This is a genomic window from Streptomyces sp. NPDC001848 (assembly GCF_042891915.1).
Classification (GTDB): domain Bacteria; phylum Actinomycetota; class Actinomycetes; order Streptomycetales; family Streptomycetaceae; genus Streptomyces.
This window is the reverse complement of the sequence record NZ_JBIATP010000010.1, coordinates 64,104-79,122: the sequence shown is the minus strand read 5'-3', so window position 1 is coordinate 79,122 and position 15,019 is coordinate 64,104. Positions and strand designations below refer to the sequence as shown.

At 72.0% G+C, this 15,019-nt stretch carries 15 protein-coding genes; 12 read left to right on the top strand and 3 right to left on the bottom strand.

Going from position 1 to position 15,019, the window contains the following annotated elements; translation table 11 throughout:
• The first annotated feature begins 80 nt into the window (after positions 1-80).
• The 5 genes from ACFYZJ_RS21460 to ACFYZJ_RS21440 all read left to right on the top strand — a co-directional run bounded on the left by ACFYZJ_RS21460 (position 81) and on the right by ACFYZJ_RS21440 (position 4,560).
• Complete coding sequence (locus ACFYZJ_RS21460) at positions 81-890, top strand: helix-turn-helix domain-containing protein (protein WP_388570427.1); 810 nt, start codon at positions 81-83, stop codon at positions 888-890.
• Complete coding sequence (locus ACFYZJ_RS21455; protein WP_388570425.1) at positions 887-1,147, top strand: DUF397 domain-containing protein; 261 nt, start codon at positions 887-889, stop codon at positions 1,145-1,147. The genes ACFYZJ_RS21460 and ACFYZJ_RS21455 overlap by 4 nt, the downstream gene beginning before the upstream one ends.
• Before the next feature lie 105 nt (positions 1,148-1,252).
• A complete protein-coding gene (locus tag ACFYZJ_RS21450) occupies positions 1,253-2,101 on the top strand; it encodes a GNAT family N-acetyltransferase (RefSeq protein ID WP_388570423.1) in 849 nt (282 codons plus the stop codon).
• 87 nt (positions 2,102-2,188) lie between these two features.
• Positions 2,189-2,752 carry a GNAT family N-acetyltransferase gene (locus tag ACFYZJ_RS21445; RefSeq protein WP_388570421.1) on the top strand — a complete coding sequence of 188 codons (564 nt, stop codon included), beginning with the start codon at positions 2,189-2,191 and terminating at the stop codon, positions 2,750-2,752.
• Positions 2,753-2,859: 107 nt separating this feature from the next.
• Positions 2,860-4,560 carry a proline--tRNA ligase gene (locus tag ACFYZJ_RS21440; protein ID WP_388570419.1) on the top strand — a complete coding sequence of 567 codons (1,701 nt, stop codon included), beginning with the start codon at positions 2,860-2,862 and terminating at the stop codon, positions 4,558-4,560.
• Between the two features lie 93 nt (positions 4,561-4,653).
• Here the strand turns inward: ACFYZJ_RS21440 and ACFYZJ_RS21435 are convergent, their stop codons facing one another.
• From ACFYZJ_RS21435 to ACFYZJ_RS21425, 3 genes are read right to left on the bottom strand one after another with little or no spacing between them, the layout of a single operon-like run.
• Entirely contained in the window at positions 4,654-5,565 is a 912-nt protein-coding gene (locus tag ACFYZJ_RS21435; RefSeq protein WP_388570418.1) for an aminoglycoside phosphotransferase family protein, read from the bottom strand.
• Positions 5,566-5,622: 57 nt separating this feature from the next.
• On the bottom strand, positions 5,623-6,111 hold the full coding sequence (locus ACFYZJ_RS21430; protein WP_388570416.1) for a ferritin-like domain-containing protein: 489 nt from the start codon (positions 6,109-6,111) through the stop codon (positions 5,623-5,625).
• Entirely contained in the window at positions 6,108-6,677 is a 570-nt protein-coding gene (locus tag ACFYZJ_RS21425; RefSeq protein WP_388570415.1) for a hypothetical protein, read from the bottom strand. The genes ACFYZJ_RS21430 and ACFYZJ_RS21425 overlap by 4 nt, the downstream gene beginning before the upstream one ends.
• Before the next feature lie 485 nt (positions 6,678-7,162).
• On the opposite strand from ACFYZJ_RS21425, the gene rimP reads away from it, so the two are divergent.
• The 7 genes from rimP to truB all read left to right on the top strand — a co-directional run bounded on the left by rimP (position 7,163) and on the right by truB (position 14,653).
• Positions 7,163-7,672, top strand: a complete 510-nt coding sequence (gene rimP, locus ACFYZJ_RS21420) for a ribosome maturation factor RimP (RefSeq protein ID WP_388570413.1) — start codon at positions 7,163-7,165, stop codon at positions 7,670-7,672.
• Positions 7,673-7,674: 2 nt separating this feature from the next.
• Positions 7,675-8,670: a transcription termination factor NusA gene (nusA, locus tag ACFYZJ_RS21415; protein ID WP_388570411.1), complete on the top strand. Its 996-nt coding sequence runs from the start codon at positions 7,675-7,677 to the stop codon at positions 8,668-8,670.
• 170 nt (positions 8,671-8,840) lie between these two features.
• The gene (locus ACFYZJ_RS21410) at positions 8,841-9,152 is read left to right on the top strand and encodes a YlxR family protein (protein ID WP_388570410.1); all 312 of its coding nucleotides are present in this window, start codon (positions 8,841-8,843) and stop codon (positions 9,150-9,152) included.
• 146 nt (positions 9,153-9,298) lie between these two features.
• On the top strand, positions 9,299-12,337 hold the full coding sequence (gene infB / locus ACFYZJ_RS21405) for a translation initiation factor IF-2 (RefSeq protein WP_388570408.1): 3,039 nt from the start codon (positions 9,299-9,301) through the stop codon (positions 12,335-12,337).
• Between the two features lie 622 nt (positions 12,338-12,959).
• Positions 12,960-13,253: a DUF503 domain-containing protein gene (locus tag ACFYZJ_RS21400; RefSeq protein WP_388570407.1), complete on the top strand. Its 294-nt coding sequence runs from the start codon at positions 12,960-12,962 to the stop codon at positions 13,251-13,253.
• Positions 13,254-13,298: 45 nt separating this feature from the next.
• Positions 13,299-13,751 (top strand): 30S ribosome-binding factor RbfA, encoded by a 453-nt coding sequence (rbfA, locus tag ACFYZJ_RS21395; protein WP_388570405.1) that lies wholly within the window; start codon positions 13,299-13,301, stop codon positions 13,749-13,751.
• Complete coding sequence (gene truB, locus ACFYZJ_RS21390; protein ID WP_388570403.1) at positions 13,748-14,653, top strand: tRNA pseudouridine(55) synthase TruB; 906 nt, start codon at positions 13,748-13,750, stop codon at positions 14,651-14,653. The genes rbfA and truB overlap by 4 nt, the downstream gene beginning before the upstream one ends.
• Positions 14,654-15,019: the final 366 nt, after the last annotated feature.

Here is a 15,019-nt window from a genome sequence, read left to right as displayed (position 1 = left end):
CCGCGGGTTGTACGCGGACGGGTCGCGTCTGTACGCGCGGCGAGCCGTGACCAAGGCTGCGCGAGAGCGGTGAGGGGGGCATGAGCGAGGAGCAGGGGACGGGCGTACCGCACATCTTCGGACGGCAGTTGAAGAGGTTGCGCACGGCGGCGGGGATGGGACGTGCCGAACTGGGGTCGCGGACGGGCTACTCCGAGTCGACCATCGCGTCCTTCGAGCAGGGGAGACGGATTCCGTCGGCGGAGTTCATCGCACGGGCGGACGAAGTGCTCGGGGCGCACGGGGTGTTGCTGGAGTTGGTCGAGGAGATGGAGAGGGCGCAGTATCCGGCGTTTTTTCGGGATGCGGCGAAGTTGGAGAGGGAGGCGGTGGAGTGGCATGTGTATGACACGCTCGTGGTCAACGGCCTCTTACAGACGGAGGACTACGCGCGGGCGGTGTTCACGATGCGGCGCCCGCTGCTCGATGAGGAGGTGGTCGAGCAGCGCGTAACGGCTCGGTTGGCGCGGCAGTCGATCTTCTCCCGGAAGCCGGCACCGATCATCAGCTTTGTGATGGAGGAGTCCATCCTCCATCGGGCCCTAGGAGGGTGGGGCGTCCATCGGGGGCAGCTGGAGCAAATCCTGCTCATCGGGCGGCAACGCAATGTGGAGATTCAGGTCATGCCGAACGGCCGGGAGGAGCACGCGGCACTCGGTGGCCCTTTCACCTTGATCGGGACGAAGGAAGGGCGCAGGATCGCCTACGCGGAGGTGCACACGTACAGCCGCCTCTTCACCGACCGTCGGACAGTCAGGGAGTTGGAAGAGCAGTACAGCCTTCTGCGCGCCCAAGCCCTGACCCCGCGCGAATCGCTGGCCTTGGTAGAGAAGATGCTGGGAGACACATGAACGCCGAAGCACTGTCCGAGCTCGTGTGGTTCAAGAGCAGCTACAGCAGCGGCGAAGGCGGCCAGTGCCTGGAAGTAGCCCTCGCCTGGCGCAAATCCAGCTACAGCGGCGGCGACGGCGGCGAGTGCGCAGAAGTAGCCCCCTGCCCCACCACCATCCACGTCCGTGACTCCAAGCACACCCCCGGAACCGGACCCACCCTCACGATCCCGCCCGCCTCCTGGGAGGCGTTCATAGGTCTTGCCGTTCGGCAGTGAGTCACGGCGGTCCCAGAAGCCACAGCAGACCCCACCGGGCGGCACCGTCCAGGCGCGCCAGGTACAGTGCGGAGATCAGCAGACCCAAGGGTGAGGCTCCCGCACGTGTTGACGCAGACGACCACCCGGGTCCTCGAACCGAGTGACCTGGACGCCGCACTCGCCGTCCTCGACCGCGAGCCGGTCGCGAACGCCTTCGTGACCTCCCGCGTCCATGTCGCGGGCCTCGACCCCTGGCGTCTCGGTGGCGAGATGTGGGGCTGGTACGAGGACGGCATGCTGACCTCGCTCTGCTACGCCGGCGCCAACCTCGTCCCGATCTGCGCCACCCCGCGCGCGGTGCGGGCCTTCGCGGACCGCGCCCGGCGCACCGGCCGCCGCTGCTCCTCGATCGTCGGCCCCGCCGAGTCCACCGCCCAGTTGTGGCGGCTGCTGGAGCCGAGCTGGGGTCCCGCCCGTGAGGTCCGCGCCCACCAGCCGCTCATGGTCACCGACCGGATGCCCGACGGCATCGTCCCCGATCCGCACGTCCGCCGCATCCGCAAGGACGAGCTGGAGACGATCATGCCGGCGTGCGTGGCGATGTTCACCGAGGAGGTCGGCGTCTCCCCGCTGGCCGGCGACGGAGGGCTGCTCTACCAGGCACGGGTCGCCGAACTCGTCGGCGCGGGCCGCTCCTTCGCCCGCTTCGACGACAGCGGGAGGGTCGTCTTCAAGGCGGAGATCGGCGCCGCGACCCCGCTGGCCTGCCAGATCCAGGGGGTGTGGGTGGCCCCCGAGTACCGGGGGATGGGCCTCGCCGCACCGGGCATGGCGGCAGTGCTGCGTTACGCGCTGAGGGACGTCGCCCCGGTGGTGAGCCTGTACGTCAACGACTTCAACACCCCCGCGCGGCGGGCGTACCACAGGGTGGGCTTCCAGGAGGTCGGGGCGTTCATGAGCGTCCTGTTCTGAGCGTCGCCACAGGCGCCACCGGGCGCTGTGGGTCACAGACGGCCCGCAGCCGAACACCGCCCGCGCACCCCCTGTAGGCTCACGACCATGCCTCGTACCGTCGACGACGTCGTGATCGGCACCCTGGACCTGCCCGCCCGCGTCGACGAGGCGCTCGCCGTCCAGGCCCTCGCGTTCGGGCTGGGCGCCGACGAGGTCGCCGTACGCCGCCAGATCGTGCTGCGGCACATGACCTACCCGGGAGCCCGCGCGTTCGGCGCCACCACCGCGGACGGACGTCTCGTCGGGTTCGTGTACGGGATGCCCAACGACCGCGCGCACTGGTGGTCCACCGTCGTCGAACCGTATCTGCGCGCCCAGGGCCGCGACGACTGGCTCGACAACTCGTTCGTGATCACCGAGCTCCACGTCCACCCCCGGTACCAGAACCGCGGCATCGGCCGTGCCCTGATCACCACCATCACGGACACCGCCGGCGAGCCCCGCTCGATCCTCTCGGCGATCGACACCGACAGCCCGGCCCGCGGGCTGTACCACTCGCTGGGCTACGTGGACCTCGCGCGGCAGGTGCTCTTCCCGAGCGCACCGAAGCCGTACGCCGTGATGGGCGCCCCACTGCCGCTCCGCCGCCGTGGGCCCGTCGGGCCTTAACCGATTTCCACCGGCACGGCAAGCCCGGCTAACCTCCTAGCCATCACCCTCCCCCACTCTCGGCTCGCTCGAGCGGGGGGACCCCCATCGGCAGGAGTACGAGAACCATGGCCAACGCACCGGTCCAGCGCATGTCCCAGTTGATGGCGAAGACGTTGCGCGACGACCCGGCCGACGCCGAGGTCCTCAGCCACAAGCTGCTGGTCCGCGCGGGCTACGTGCGCCGCACCGCCGCCGGTGTGTGGACCTGGCTGCCGCTCGGCAAGAAGGTCCTCGCCAACGTGGAGCGGATCGTCCGCGAGGAGATGGACGCGATCGGCGCGCAGGAGGTGCTGCTCCCCGCGCTGCTGCCGCGCGAGCCGTACGAGGCGACGGGCCGCTGGGACGAGTACGGCGCCGAGCTGTTCCGCCTGAAGGACCGCAAGGGCGGCGACTACCTGCTCGGTCCCACCCACGAGGAGATCTTCACCCTGCTGGTGAAGGACCAGGCGTCCTCCTACAAGGACCTGCCGGTGATCCTCTACCAGATCCAGACCAAGTTCCGGGACGAGGCGCGGCCCCGCGCGGGCATCCTGCGCGGCCGTGAGTTCCTGATGAAGGACTCGTACTCCTTCGACCTGGAGGACGAGGGCCTCGCCCGGTCCTACGCCCTGCACCGCCAGGCCTACCAGCGCGTCTTCGAGCGCCTCGGCCTCGACTACCGGATCGTCGCCGCGACCGCGGGCGCGATGGGCGGCTCCAAGTCCGAGGAGTTCCTCGCCCCGGCCGCCGCCGGCGAGGACACCTTCGCGGACTGCCCGAACTGCGACTTCGCAGCCAACACCGAGGCGATCACCTACGAGCTGAAGCCCGTCGACGCCTCCGGCGTCCCGGCCGCCGAGGAGATCCCCACCCCGGACACCCCCACGATCGAGACCCTCGCCGCCTTCCTCGGCGTCCCGGCCTCCGCCACCCTGAAGAACCTCCTGGTGAAGGTCGGCGGCGAGATCGTCGCCGTCGGCGTCCCCGGCGACCGCGAGGTCGACATGGACAAGGTCGAGGCGCACTTCGCCCCGGCCGCCGTCGAACTGGTCACCGAGGCGGACTTCACCGAGCGTCCCGACCTGGTCCGCGGCTACGTCGGCCCGCAGGGCCTGGAGAAGGTCCGCTACATCGCCGACCCGCGCGTGGCACCGGGCACCGCGTGGATCACGGGCGCCAACAAGGAGCAGACCCACGCGAAGAACGTGGTCGCCGGCCGCGACTTCCAGGTCGACGAGTACGTGGACGTCGTGGTGGTGCAGGAGGGCGACCCCTGCCCGAAGTGCGGCACCCCGCTCAAGCTGGACCGCGCCATCGAGATCGGCCACATCTTCCAGCTCGGCCGCAAGTACACCGACGCCCTCAAGCTCGACGTCCTCGGCCAGAACGGCAAGCCGGTCCGCGTCACCATGGGTTCCTACGGCATCGGTGTCTCCCGAGCGGTCGCCGCGCTCGCCGAGCAGACCGCCGACGAGCAGGGCCTGTGCTGGCCCAAGGAGGTCGCCCCGGCCGACGTGCACGTGGTGGCCGCCGGCAAGGCGCTGCAGACCGAGGTCGCGCTGGACGTCTCCGAGAAGCTGGCGGCGGCCGGTGTCCGCGTCCTGGTGGACGACCGGGCCGGTGTCTCGCCGGGCGTGAAGTTCACCGACGCCGAGCTGATCGGCGTACCGCAGATCCTGGTGGCAGGGCGGCGCGCGGGTGAGGGCGTGGTCGAGCTGAAGGACCGCAGGACGGGCGAGCGCGAGGAGCTGACGGTGGACGAGGCGATCGCCCGCCTCACCGCCTGATCCGTACAACGGGCCATGACGCCTGTGTCACGCAGTGGCCTCACCGCGTGCCGCAGGCGTTGCCGGCCCTGCGGATCGGCCGGGGACGAAGGACTAGAGCCAGCTCGCGAACTCCAGCAGCAGCTCAGCATCCCCCGGGCGGCCCACCCGGCGTGCCCGCACCCCCGACTCCACCGCCCGGAACAGCGTCCAGCCGCGCAGCCGCTCCTGGTCCAGGTCCAGGGACTCCGCGAGCCGCTTCACCCGGCGGCGGGTGATGGCAGCCCCGGAGGGCGCCGCGATCAGGTCCTCCACCCGGTCGCGCACCAGCCGGGCCAGATCGAAGGCGCACTCGCCGACCACCGGGTCCGGGCCCACCGCCAGCCACGGCATCCGCTCCCCGGCGAGGATCTTGCTCTGCCGGAGGGTGCCGTGCAGCAGCCGCTCCTCGGGCGGGGCGGCGAGCAGCTCCGCACGGGCCGCCAGCGCCGCCTCGACCAGTGGCGCGGCCTCCGGGTCCGTCTCCGCGCTCCTCAGCATCGCCTCGGCCTGCCGCTCCGTGCGCGCGGCCACCGTCTCGAAGGAGTGTCCGGCGGGCGGCTCGACCCACAGCCGCCGCAGCGTGCCGGCCGCCTCCAGCAGGGCCTTCGCCTCCGGCAGCGAGCGCACGGACATCTCCGGGTGCAGGCGCTCCAGCAGCAGCACGCCCTCCCCGGCGTCCGGGGCGTCCGCGTCCAGGAGCCGTACCGCCCCGAAGCCGTCCCAGTGGGTGAGCGCGGCCCGCTCGCTGCCCGGCCGGGCCCACGGGGGTACCAGCTTCAGCACGGCGGGCGTCCCGTCGGCCCGCCGCACCAGCAGCACCAGGCTGCTGCGGCCACCCGGCGCCTGCACCCGCTCCACGGTCAACTCGCGTAGACCGACGGCCCGCCGGGCCAGCTCCGGGAGCCTGCCCAGCCAGTCGGCGCCACCGTCCCGCTGCGTCTCGCCGAGCGCCCTCACCAGGCGCTGCGGCGGTTCGAAAGCCATGCGCGAGTTGTTCCCTTCCAGGTCGGCTTCGCACGCGTACGGCCGAGCGCGTACGCGTCAGGTCCGCGGTGTCGCCGACGCGGTGGGGCCGGCCGCCGCCCGCTCGGCGAGACCAGGGAAGGCTACGCTCTCGCCGCTCCAGCGCACCGCCCGCACCGCCGCTTCCCGCAGCGCCCCGGCGGCGAAGCCGCGCCGTGTACCCGTCGAGGCGCGCACGAGATCCGCGTAGACCCCGGCCATCCGCTCCTCCAGCTCCGCGGCCAGCCGCACGGCGGCGGCGGAGTCGGGCACCGGGAACGGCAGCGCGTACGCGGCCGCGGCGGCGTCCGGTGTGCCGCCCAGGTCCCGTACCGCCCGGGCCAGTTCGTCCCGCCGGGCGCGGTGGGCGTCGTAGGCGGCCCGCGCCTCCTCGCGCCGCGCCTGCTGGATGCGGCCGCCGACGACGCCGTAGCCGTAGACGGCGGCGTGCTCGGCGCGCAGGGCGGCCCGCAGGGCGGTCAGCTCGCCACTGGCGGCCGTCGGTGTGCCGGTGCTGCTCGTGCTCACTTTCCGCCCTCCGTCAGCAGGTACGCGTGCGCGGCCCCGGCCGCGGCCACGGACGCCATCAGCCGCGCCAGCTCGCCCGGCACCTCCAGCAACGCCCTGCCGCGCCGGTCGGCCAGGGCGCGCTCGGCCGCGGCCAGGTCGGCCAGCGCGGACTTGGCGTCCGCCGGCACGGTGGAGGCGGAGGTCGAGGGGGACGCGGAGGCCGAGGGGGACCCGGAAGCCGAGGGGAGAGCGGACAGGCCTGTCGATGTCGAGCCGGCGGCGGGCGACGCCGAGGGGCCGGTCCCGCCGCCGAACGCCTGTGCGTGCCGGACGACCTCCGCCCGCAGCGGCACCAGCCGTGCCGCCAGGTCCGGATGGGCGGCGATGACCGCCGCGTACCGCGCCGCCAGTGCCTCGCTGTCCCGGGCCGCACGCGCGCGTGCCCGGTCGTCCGCCGCCGGGCTGCCGCCCGTGGCGCTCGGATCGGAGGCTCCGGAGCAGCCCGCCAGCAGCGCGGCACCCGCGGCCGAGGCGAACAGGCTCCTTCTGCGCAGCGCGGCGCGCGGAGGCGGGGGGAGGGGCACGGCAGACCGTCCTCGGAGACTTCGGTACGAACGGATGGGCGGGACCCCAACGTATGGGCGGGAACCCGATGATCACCGTACCCGCGCGCCCGGCCCGTGCCTGCCATCGGCTCGGCCGACAGCGTGCACGCGCGCTTGGCGCCGGCGGCCGGCCGGGCCGCCGTACGCTCTCGTGCGCCCGGCCCGGGCCTCCGTCCGCGCGCCCTTCCGGCTTAGGTTCGTCGTGGCGACCCGCCCCGGCTGGTGGATCCCCGTCGCCTGCGGTGTGTGGGTACTGCTCGTCGGCCGGGCGGAACGTCCCGACGCGCGCGTGGCACTCGCGCCCCGACCCAGGCGCGTTGCTGCCGTGCTCGGCGTCGGCTCGGGCGATCGCAGCCCGGACCCGGCGGCGAGCCAGGTGGACCGCATCACCCTCCGGGACCGGATACCCTTTGACCTGACAGCGACCAACCCACAACAGCACACGCGGCCGAGGAGTCACCCGGATGAGCACCACCCAGAGCGAGAGGCTGCGAGAACTGCTGGAACCGCTCGTCACTTCCCAGGGGCTCGATCTCGAGGAGATCGCGGTGGACTCCGTCGGGCGCAAGCGTGTGCTGCGCGTCGTCGTCGACTCCGACACCGGTGCCGACCTGGACCAGATCGCCGATGTGAGCCGCGCGCTCTCGGCGAAGCTCGACGAGACGGACGCGATGGGCGAGGGGGAGTACACCCTCGAGGTCGGAACCCCGGGCGCGGAGCGCCTCCTCAGTGAACACCGGCACTACGTACGGGCCCTGGGCCGGCTGGTGAGGTTCCAGCTGGCCGAGGGCGGCGAACTGGTCGCCAGGATTCAGCAGGTCGACGACGACGGCGTCGACCTCGAGGTGCCCGGTGTGAAGGGCCGCAAGGCCACCACCCGCAGACTCGCCTTCCCGGACATCGCCAAGGCGCGGGTGCAGGTCGAGTTCAACCGCAAGGACACGAGGGACATGAAGGAAGAGGAGGAGGCGTAGCCGTGGACATCGACATGAGTGCCCTGCGGGGCTTGGTGCGGGAGAAGGAGATCTCCTTCGACCTGCTGGTCGAGGCGATCGAGGCGGCCCTCCTCATCGCCTACCACCGCACCGAGGGAAGCCGCCGCCACGCGCGCGTGGAGCTCAACCGGGAGACCGGCCATGTGACCGTGTGGGCGAAGGAGGACCCCGAGGACCTCTCGGAGGGGCAGGAGCCGCGCGAGTTCGACGACACCCCGTCGGGCTTCGGCCGCATCGCCGCCACCACCGCCAAGCAGGTCATCCTGCAGCGTCTGCGCGACGCCGAGGACGACGCGACGCTCGGCGAGTACGCGGGCCGCGAGGGCGACATCGTCACCGGTGTGGTCCAGCAGGGCCGCGACCCGAAGAACGTGCTGGTGGACATCGGCAAGCTGGAGGCCATCCTGCCGGTGCAGGAGCAGGTGCCGGGGGAGACGTACGAGCACGGCAAGCGCATCCGGTCGTACGTCGTCCGGGTGGCGAAGGGTGTGCGCGGTCCGTCCGTCACTCTTTCGCGCACCCACCCCAATCTGGTGAAGAAGCTGTTCGCGCTCGAGGTGCCGGAGATCGCCGACGGCTCCGTGGAGATCGCGGCGATCGCCCGTGAGGCCGGTCACCGTACGAAGATCGCGGTGCGATCCACCCGTTCGGGCCTGAACGCCAAGGGTGCCTGTATCGGCCCCATGGGCGGCCGTGTGCGCAACGTCATGGGCGAGCTGAACGGTGAGAAGATCGACATCGTCGACTGGTCGGACGACCCCGCCGAGATGGTGGCGAACGCCCTCTCCCCGGCCCGGGTCTCCAAGGTGGAGGTCGTGGATCTCGCGGCCCGCTCCGCGCGCGTGACGGTCCCCGACTACCAGCTGTCGCTGGCGATCGGCAAGGAGGGGCAGAACGCCCGTCTGGCGGCACGGCTGACCGGCTGGCGGATCGACATCCGGCCGGACACCGAACAGCCTGCCGAGCCGCAGGCCTGAGCCGTGCGACCGCGTCGGGGAAGCGTGTGACCTCGGCGGGGAAGCCGTGCGACCCCGGCGGGGAATAGATCCCGGCCGCGCGTCGCTGAGATCACGACAGATTCATATGCAGCAGCTGTTCGATTCTTGCCCCAAAGGGGTGAGGTCGGTGCGGGGAGGTAGACTTATCCGTGTCTGGCCGGACGCACGCCCGAGTATGCCCTGAACGCACCTGTGTGGGGTGTCGGGAGCGAGCGGCCAAGATCGAACTGCTGCGCACCGTGGCGGTCGAGGACGCCTGCGTCCCCGATCCTCGCGGTACGCTGCCCGGCCGGGGTGCGTACGTGCACCCCGCACTGTCCTGTTTCGACCTGGCGGTGCGCCGTCGGGCGTTCCCGCGGGCGCTCCGCGTCCCGGGTCCGCTCGACACAAAGGCGTTGCGCCAGTACGTCGAGCAGGAAGAAAGTTGTCAGCAGCACCCAGCTGGGCAGACAACACCGTAAGACGTGCCGCACGGAACCGCGTGCGGTCCTGGTACCTCGCGAGTCGAAAGCAGGTCGAGATTGCGATGAGCACTCGATGAGTACGCGATGAGTACGCCCATGAACTAGCGACGGTCCGGCTTCAACCCGGACCTCAAAGGAGCGAAGTGGCTAAGGTCCGGGTCTACGAACTCGCCAAGGAGTTCGGTGTCGAGAGCAAGGTCGTCATGGCCAAGCTCCAGGAACTCGGTGAATTCGTCCGTTCGGCGTCTTCGACCATCGAAGCGCCCGTAGTACGCAAGCTGACCGACGCCTTGCAGCAGGGCAACGGCGGTGGCGGCAAGTCCGCCGCCCCCCGCAAGGCCGCCCCGGCGAAGCCGGCCGCGCCCTCCCCGGCGCAGGCCGCACGGCCGGCTGCCCCGCGTCCGGCGGCCCCCAAGCCCCCGGCCGCCGAGAAGCCCGCGGCTCCGGCCCCGGGTCCGCGCCCGACGCCGGGCCCGAAGCCCGCGCCGCGGCCCGCCCCGGCGTCCCCCGCCCCGGGTGCCCCCGAGTTCACGGCACCCCCGTCGGCTCCGGCCGCCCCCACCCCGCCGCGCCCGAGTGCCCGTCCCGGTGCGCCCAAGCCCGGCGCACGTCCGGCCGCGTCCGGCCAGGGCCAGGGCGGTGCCCAGGGTGCGCGTCCCGGCGCCCCGCGTCCGGGTGGTTCCGGCGCACGTCCGGGTGCCCGTCCGGCCGGTCCCCGTCCGGGCAACAACCCCTTCACCTCCGGTGGCTCCACCGGCATGGCGCGCCCGCAGGCGCCCCGTCCGCAGGGCCCGCGTCCGGGTGGTCCCGGCGCTCCGGGTGCCCCGCGTCCGCAGGCCGCCCCTGGCGGTCCCCGTCCGCAGGCTTCCGGCGGCCCGCGTCCGCAGGCTCCGGGCGGTCCGCGCCCGACCCCGGGCTCGATGCCGCGTCCGCAGGGCGGTCCGCGTCCCGGCGGCGGCCCCGCCGGTCCGCGCCCGAACCCGGGCATGATGCCGCAGCGTCCCGCTGCCGGCCCGCGTCCGGGCCCCGGCGGCGGCGGTCGTGGTCCCGCCGGTGCCGGTCGTCCCGGTGGCGGCGCTCGTCCGGGCGGCGGCGGCTTCGCCGGTCGTCCCGGTGGAGGCGGTCGTCCGGGTGGCGGCGGCTTCGCCGGTCGTCCCGGTGCCGGTGCTCCCGGTGGTGGCGGCGGCTTCGGCGGTGGCGGCGGTGGCCGTCCCGGCTTCGGCGGTCGTCCGGGTGGTCCCGGTGGCCGTGGTGGCACGCAGGGCGCCTTCGGTCGTCCCGGTGGTCCGGCGCGTCGTGGCCGCAAGTCGAAGCGGCAGCGTCGTCAGGAGTACGAGGCGATGCAGGCGCCGTCCGTCGGCGGCGTGATGCTGCCGCGCGGCAACGGCGAGACCATCCGTCTCTCCCGTGGCGCGTCGCTCACCGACTTCGCGGAGAAGATCAACGCCAACCCGGCGTCCCTCGTCGCGGTCATGATGAACCTCGGCGAGATGGTCACGGCCACGCAGTCCGTCTCCGACGAGACGCTGCAGCTCCTGGCCGGCGAGATGAACTACAACGTCCAGATCGTCAGCCCGGAGGAGGAGGACCGCGAGCTCCTCGAGTCCTTCGACATCGAGTTCGGTGAGGACGAGGGCTCCGAGGAGGACCTGGTCGTCCGTCCGCCGGTGGTGACCGTCATGGGTCACGTCGACCACGGTAAGACCCGCCTGCTCGACGCCATCCGCAAGACGAACGTCATCGCGGGCGAGGCCGGTGGCATCACCCAGCACATCGGTGCCTACCAGGTCACGACCGAGGTCAACGGCGAGGACCGGGCGATCACCTTCATCGACACCCCGGGTCACGAGGCGTTCACCGCCATGCGTGCCCGCGGTGCCAAGTCGACCGACATCGCGATCCTCGTGGTGGCGGCCAACGACGGTGTGATGCCCCAGACGGTCGAGGCCCTGAACCACGCCAAGGCGGCCGACGTGCCGATCGTGGTCGCGGTCAACAAGATCGACGTCGAGGGCGCGGACCCGACCAAGGTGCGCGGTCAGCTCACCGAGTACGGCCTGGTGGCCGAGGAGTACGGCGGCGACACCATGTTCGTCGACATCTCCGCCAAGCAGGGCCTGCACATCGACAGCCTGCTGGAGGCGGTCATCCTGACCGCCGACGCCACCCTGGACCTTCGGGCCAACCCGAACCAGGACGCCCAGGGCATCGCGATCGAGTCCCGTCTCGACCGCGGCCGTGGCGCCGTGGCGACGGTCCTCGTCCAGCGCGGCACGCTGCGGGTCGGCGACACGATGGTGGTCGGCGACGCGTACGGCCGCGTGCGGGCGATGCTCGACGACAGCGGTCAGAACGTGCAGGAGGCCGGGCCGTCCATGCCGGTCCAGGTCCTGGGTCTGACCAACGTCCCGGGTGCCGGCGACAACTTCATCGTGGTCGACGAGGACCGTACGGCCCGCCAGATCGCGGAGAAGCGCGCCGCCCGCGAGCGCAACGCGGCCTTCGCCAAGCGCACGCGCCGCGTCTCGCTGGAGGACCTGGACAAGGTGCTGAAGGCCGGCGAGGTCCAGCAGCTGAACCTGATCATCAAGGGCGACGCTTCTGGTTCCGTCGAGGCCCTCGAGTCCTCCCTGCTCCAGCTCGACGTCGGCGAGGAGGTCGACATCCGGGTGCTGCACCGCGGCGTCGGTGCGGTCACGGAGTCGGACATCGACCTGGCGATGGGCTCCGACGCCATCGTGATCGGCTTCAACGTGCGCGCGGCGGGCCGTGCGGCGCAGATGGCCGAGCGCGAGGGTGTGGACGTCCGGTACTACTCGGTCATCTACCAGGCGATCGAGGAGATCGAGGCGGCCCTCAAGGGCATGCTCAAGCCGGAGTTCGAGGAGGTCGAGCTCGGTACGGCGGAGATCCGCGAGGTCTTCAAGTCGTCCAAGCTGGGCAACATCGCGGGTGTCCTCATCCGGTCCGGCGAGGTCAGGAGGAACGCCAAGGCGCGCCTCATCCGCGACGGCAAGGTGGTCGCGGAGAACCTCACCATCGAGGGCCTGCGTCGCTTCAAGGACGACGTCACCGAGATCCGCGAAGGGTTCGAGGGCGGTATCAACCTCGGCAACTTCAACGACATCAAGGTGGACGACGTCATCGCGACGTACGAGCTGCGCGAGAAGCCGCGGGCGTAAGGCCGACGGCTGCCTGCCGGCCGACGGGACGAACTGTTCCGTCGGCCGGCGGCCGTCTGCCGGGACCGCGGCGGTCCCCGACGAGGGGTTTGCGCCCCCGCAGCCCCTACCCGTCCCGTCCCTGGGGGCTGCGCCCCCCGACCCTTTTCGCCCTGAACGGCCTCGTCCGCAAACGCCGGACGGGCTGACAAATCAGCCCCTCCGGCGTCTGCGGAGCGGGGGTTCGGGGGCCGGTCCCCGGAAACGGGGTCTGGGGCGTAGCCCAAGCGGGGTGCTTGGCCGGAGCCCCGCGAGGGGTGCAGGGGACGTAGTCCCCGCCGGGTTCCAGGGGCGGTAGCCCCGGTGCGGTCGGTTGGGCACGGCCCGCGGGGGCCTGGGTTCCAGGGGCGGTAGCTCCGGTGCGGTCGGTTGGGCACGGCCCGCGGGGGCCTGGGTTCCAGGGGCGGTAGCCCCTGGCGGGGTCGAAGGGGCGGCAGCCCCTGGAGGACGGGAACGGGTAGGGGCGGCGGGGCGAGAACAATCCCGTCGAGTGGCCCGCAGGGTTCGTTGTACGGTTTTCGTGTCCCTGCCCATACCGACGGCAGGGCCACCGATCCCGTACCGGCGGGTCATCCGGACACACATGTACGTGGGGACCCTGTCCTTCGACCTCCTCCTCGGCGACGTACGGTCGCTGAAGGAGAAGCGCTCCGTCGTCCGCCCGATCGTCGCCGAGCTCCAGCGCAAGTACGCGGTGAGCGCCGCCGAGGTGGACCACATGGATCTCTACCGGCGGGCCATCATCGGGCTCGCCGCGGTCTCCGGCGACGCGGGGCACCTGACCGACGTACTGGACCGGTGCGAGCGGCTGGTCGCCGGGCGCCCCGAGGTGGAGCTGCTGTCCGTCAGACGGCGACTCCACGGCGACGACGACTGACGACCGACCGAAGAACACAGACAGGAAAGACAGGGAGACGGACCAGTGGCCGACAACGCGCGGGCTAAAAGGCTGGCGGACCTCATCCGAGAGGTGGTGGCCCAGAAGCTGCAGCGCGGGATCAAGGACCCGCGGCTCGGCTCGCACGTCACCATCACGGACACCCGGGTGACGGGCGATCTGCGGGAGGCGACCGTCTTCTACACCGTGTACGGGGACGACGAGGAGCGGAAGGCCGCCGCGGCCGGCCTGGAGAGCGCCAAGGGCATCCTGCGCTCCGAGGTCGGACGCGCCGCCGGCGTGAAGTTCACCCCGACCCTCACCTTCGTCGCGGACGCCCTCCCGGACACCGCCCGGACCATCGAGGACCTGCTCGACAAGGCGCGGCAGTCCGACGCGCAGGTGCGCGAGGCGGCCACGGGCAAGTCGTACGCGGGTGACGCCGACCCGTACCGGAAGCCCGGCTCCGACGACGAGACGGACGACACCACCGAATGACCCAGCAGCACACCACGCCCGACGGCCTCGTCATCGTCGACAAGCCGTCGGGCTTCACTTCGCACGACGTCGTCGCCAAGATGCGCGGCATCGCCAGGACGCGTCGCGTCGGCCACGCCGGCACCCTCGACCCGATGGCCACCGGCGTCCTCGTCCTGGGCCTGGAGAAGGCCACCAAGCTTCTCGGTCACCTCGCGCTGACCGAGAAGGAGTACGTGGGCACCGTCCGCCTCGGGCAGACGACGATCACGGACGACGCCGAGGGGGAGATCACCTCCTCCGTCGACGCCTCCAAGGTCACCCGGGACGCCATCGACGCCGGGATCGCCAAGCTGACCGGCCACATCATGCAGGTGCCGTCCAAGGTCAGCGCCATCAAGATCAACGGCGTACGGTCGTACAAGCGGGCCCGGGACGGCGAGGAATTCGACATCCCGGCCCGGCCGGTCACCGTCTCGTCGTTCGCGGTGTACGACGTCCGGGACGCCGTCGCCGAGGACGGCACCCCGGTGCTCGACCTGCTGGTGTCCGTGGTCTGCTCGTCCGGCACCTACATCCGGGCCCTCGCCCGCGACCTGGGCGAGGACCTGGGCGTCGGCGGCCACCTCACCGCACTGCGCCGCACCCGGGTGGGGCCGTACAAGCTGGACGCGGCCCACACCCTGGAGCAGCTCCAGCAGGAGCTGACCGTGATGCCGATCGCCGAGGCCGCCGCGGCCGCCTTCCCGCGCTGGGACGTGGACGCCAAGCGGGCCCGGCTGCTCACCAACGGCGTACGGCTGGAGATGCCCGACGAGTACGCGGGCGCCGGCCCCGTCGCCGTCTTCGGCCCGGAGAGCCGGTTGCTGGCGCTCGTGGAGGCCCAGCGGGGCAAGGCGAAGAGCCTGGCCGTGTTCGCCTGACGCACGGCTGACGCACGCCCTGTCTGCCCGTGGAGCGGCGATCGCGCGATACCGGCCGCCGCTCCACGGTCCCCCCTCGGTTCCCCCTCACAGAGGTGTATCCATCCATTCGTATCCATTCACCCCGGCGAGCAGGCGCTCGGAGTGAACCGAGGGAGCGGAAGGGGGCGCGTTCACCGCACGACCGGTCCGGCCGGTGCCTCACGGCTCGAACGGTCCGGACGGTCCGGACGGTCCGGACGGCCCGCACGGCGGTGTCCGCCGCCGGACGCCCCCGATACGACGTGCCCCCCGTCACAGCCTCCATGCCGATGCGGGCCGAGGCGTCCCGGCATGGCACCCTTAGACCTGCGTACAAGGCAGAGA

Excerpts from the sequence above, each read along its gene's own strand:
- ACFYZJ_RS21460 (WP_388570427.1), top strand. The coding sequence starts at position 81 with ATGAGCGAGGAGCAGGGGACGGGCGTACCGCACATCTTCGGACGGCAG.
- ACFYZJ_RS21455 (WP_388570425.1), top strand. The coding sequence starts at position 887 with ATGAACGCCGAAGCACTGTCCGAGCTCGTGTGGTTCAAGAGCAGCTAC.
- ACFYZJ_RS21445 (WP_388570421.1), top strand. The coding sequence starts at position 2,189 with ATGCCTCGTACCGTCGACGACGTCGTGATCGGCACCCTGGACCTGCCC.
- ACFYZJ_RS21440 (WP_388570419.1), top strand. The coding sequence starts at position 2,860 with ATGGCCAACGCACCGGTCCAGCGCATGTCCCAGTTGATGGCGAAGACG.
- ACFYZJ_RS21435 (WP_388570418.1), bottom strand. The coding sequence starts at position 5,565 with ATGGCTTTCGAACCGCCGCAGCGCCTGGTGAGGGCGCTCGGCGAGACG.
- rimP (WP_388570413.1), top strand. The coding sequence starts at position 7,163 with ATGAGCACCACCCAGAGCGAGAGGCTGCGAGAACTGCTGGAACCGCTC.
- ACFYZJ_RS21400 (WP_388570407.1), top strand. The coding sequence starts at position 12,960 with ATGTACGTGGGGACCCTGTCCTTCGACCTCCTCCTCGGCGACGTACGG.
- truB (WP_388570403.1), top strand. The coding sequence starts at position 13,748 with ATGACCCAGCAGCACACCACGCCCGACGGCCTCGTCATCGTCGACAAG.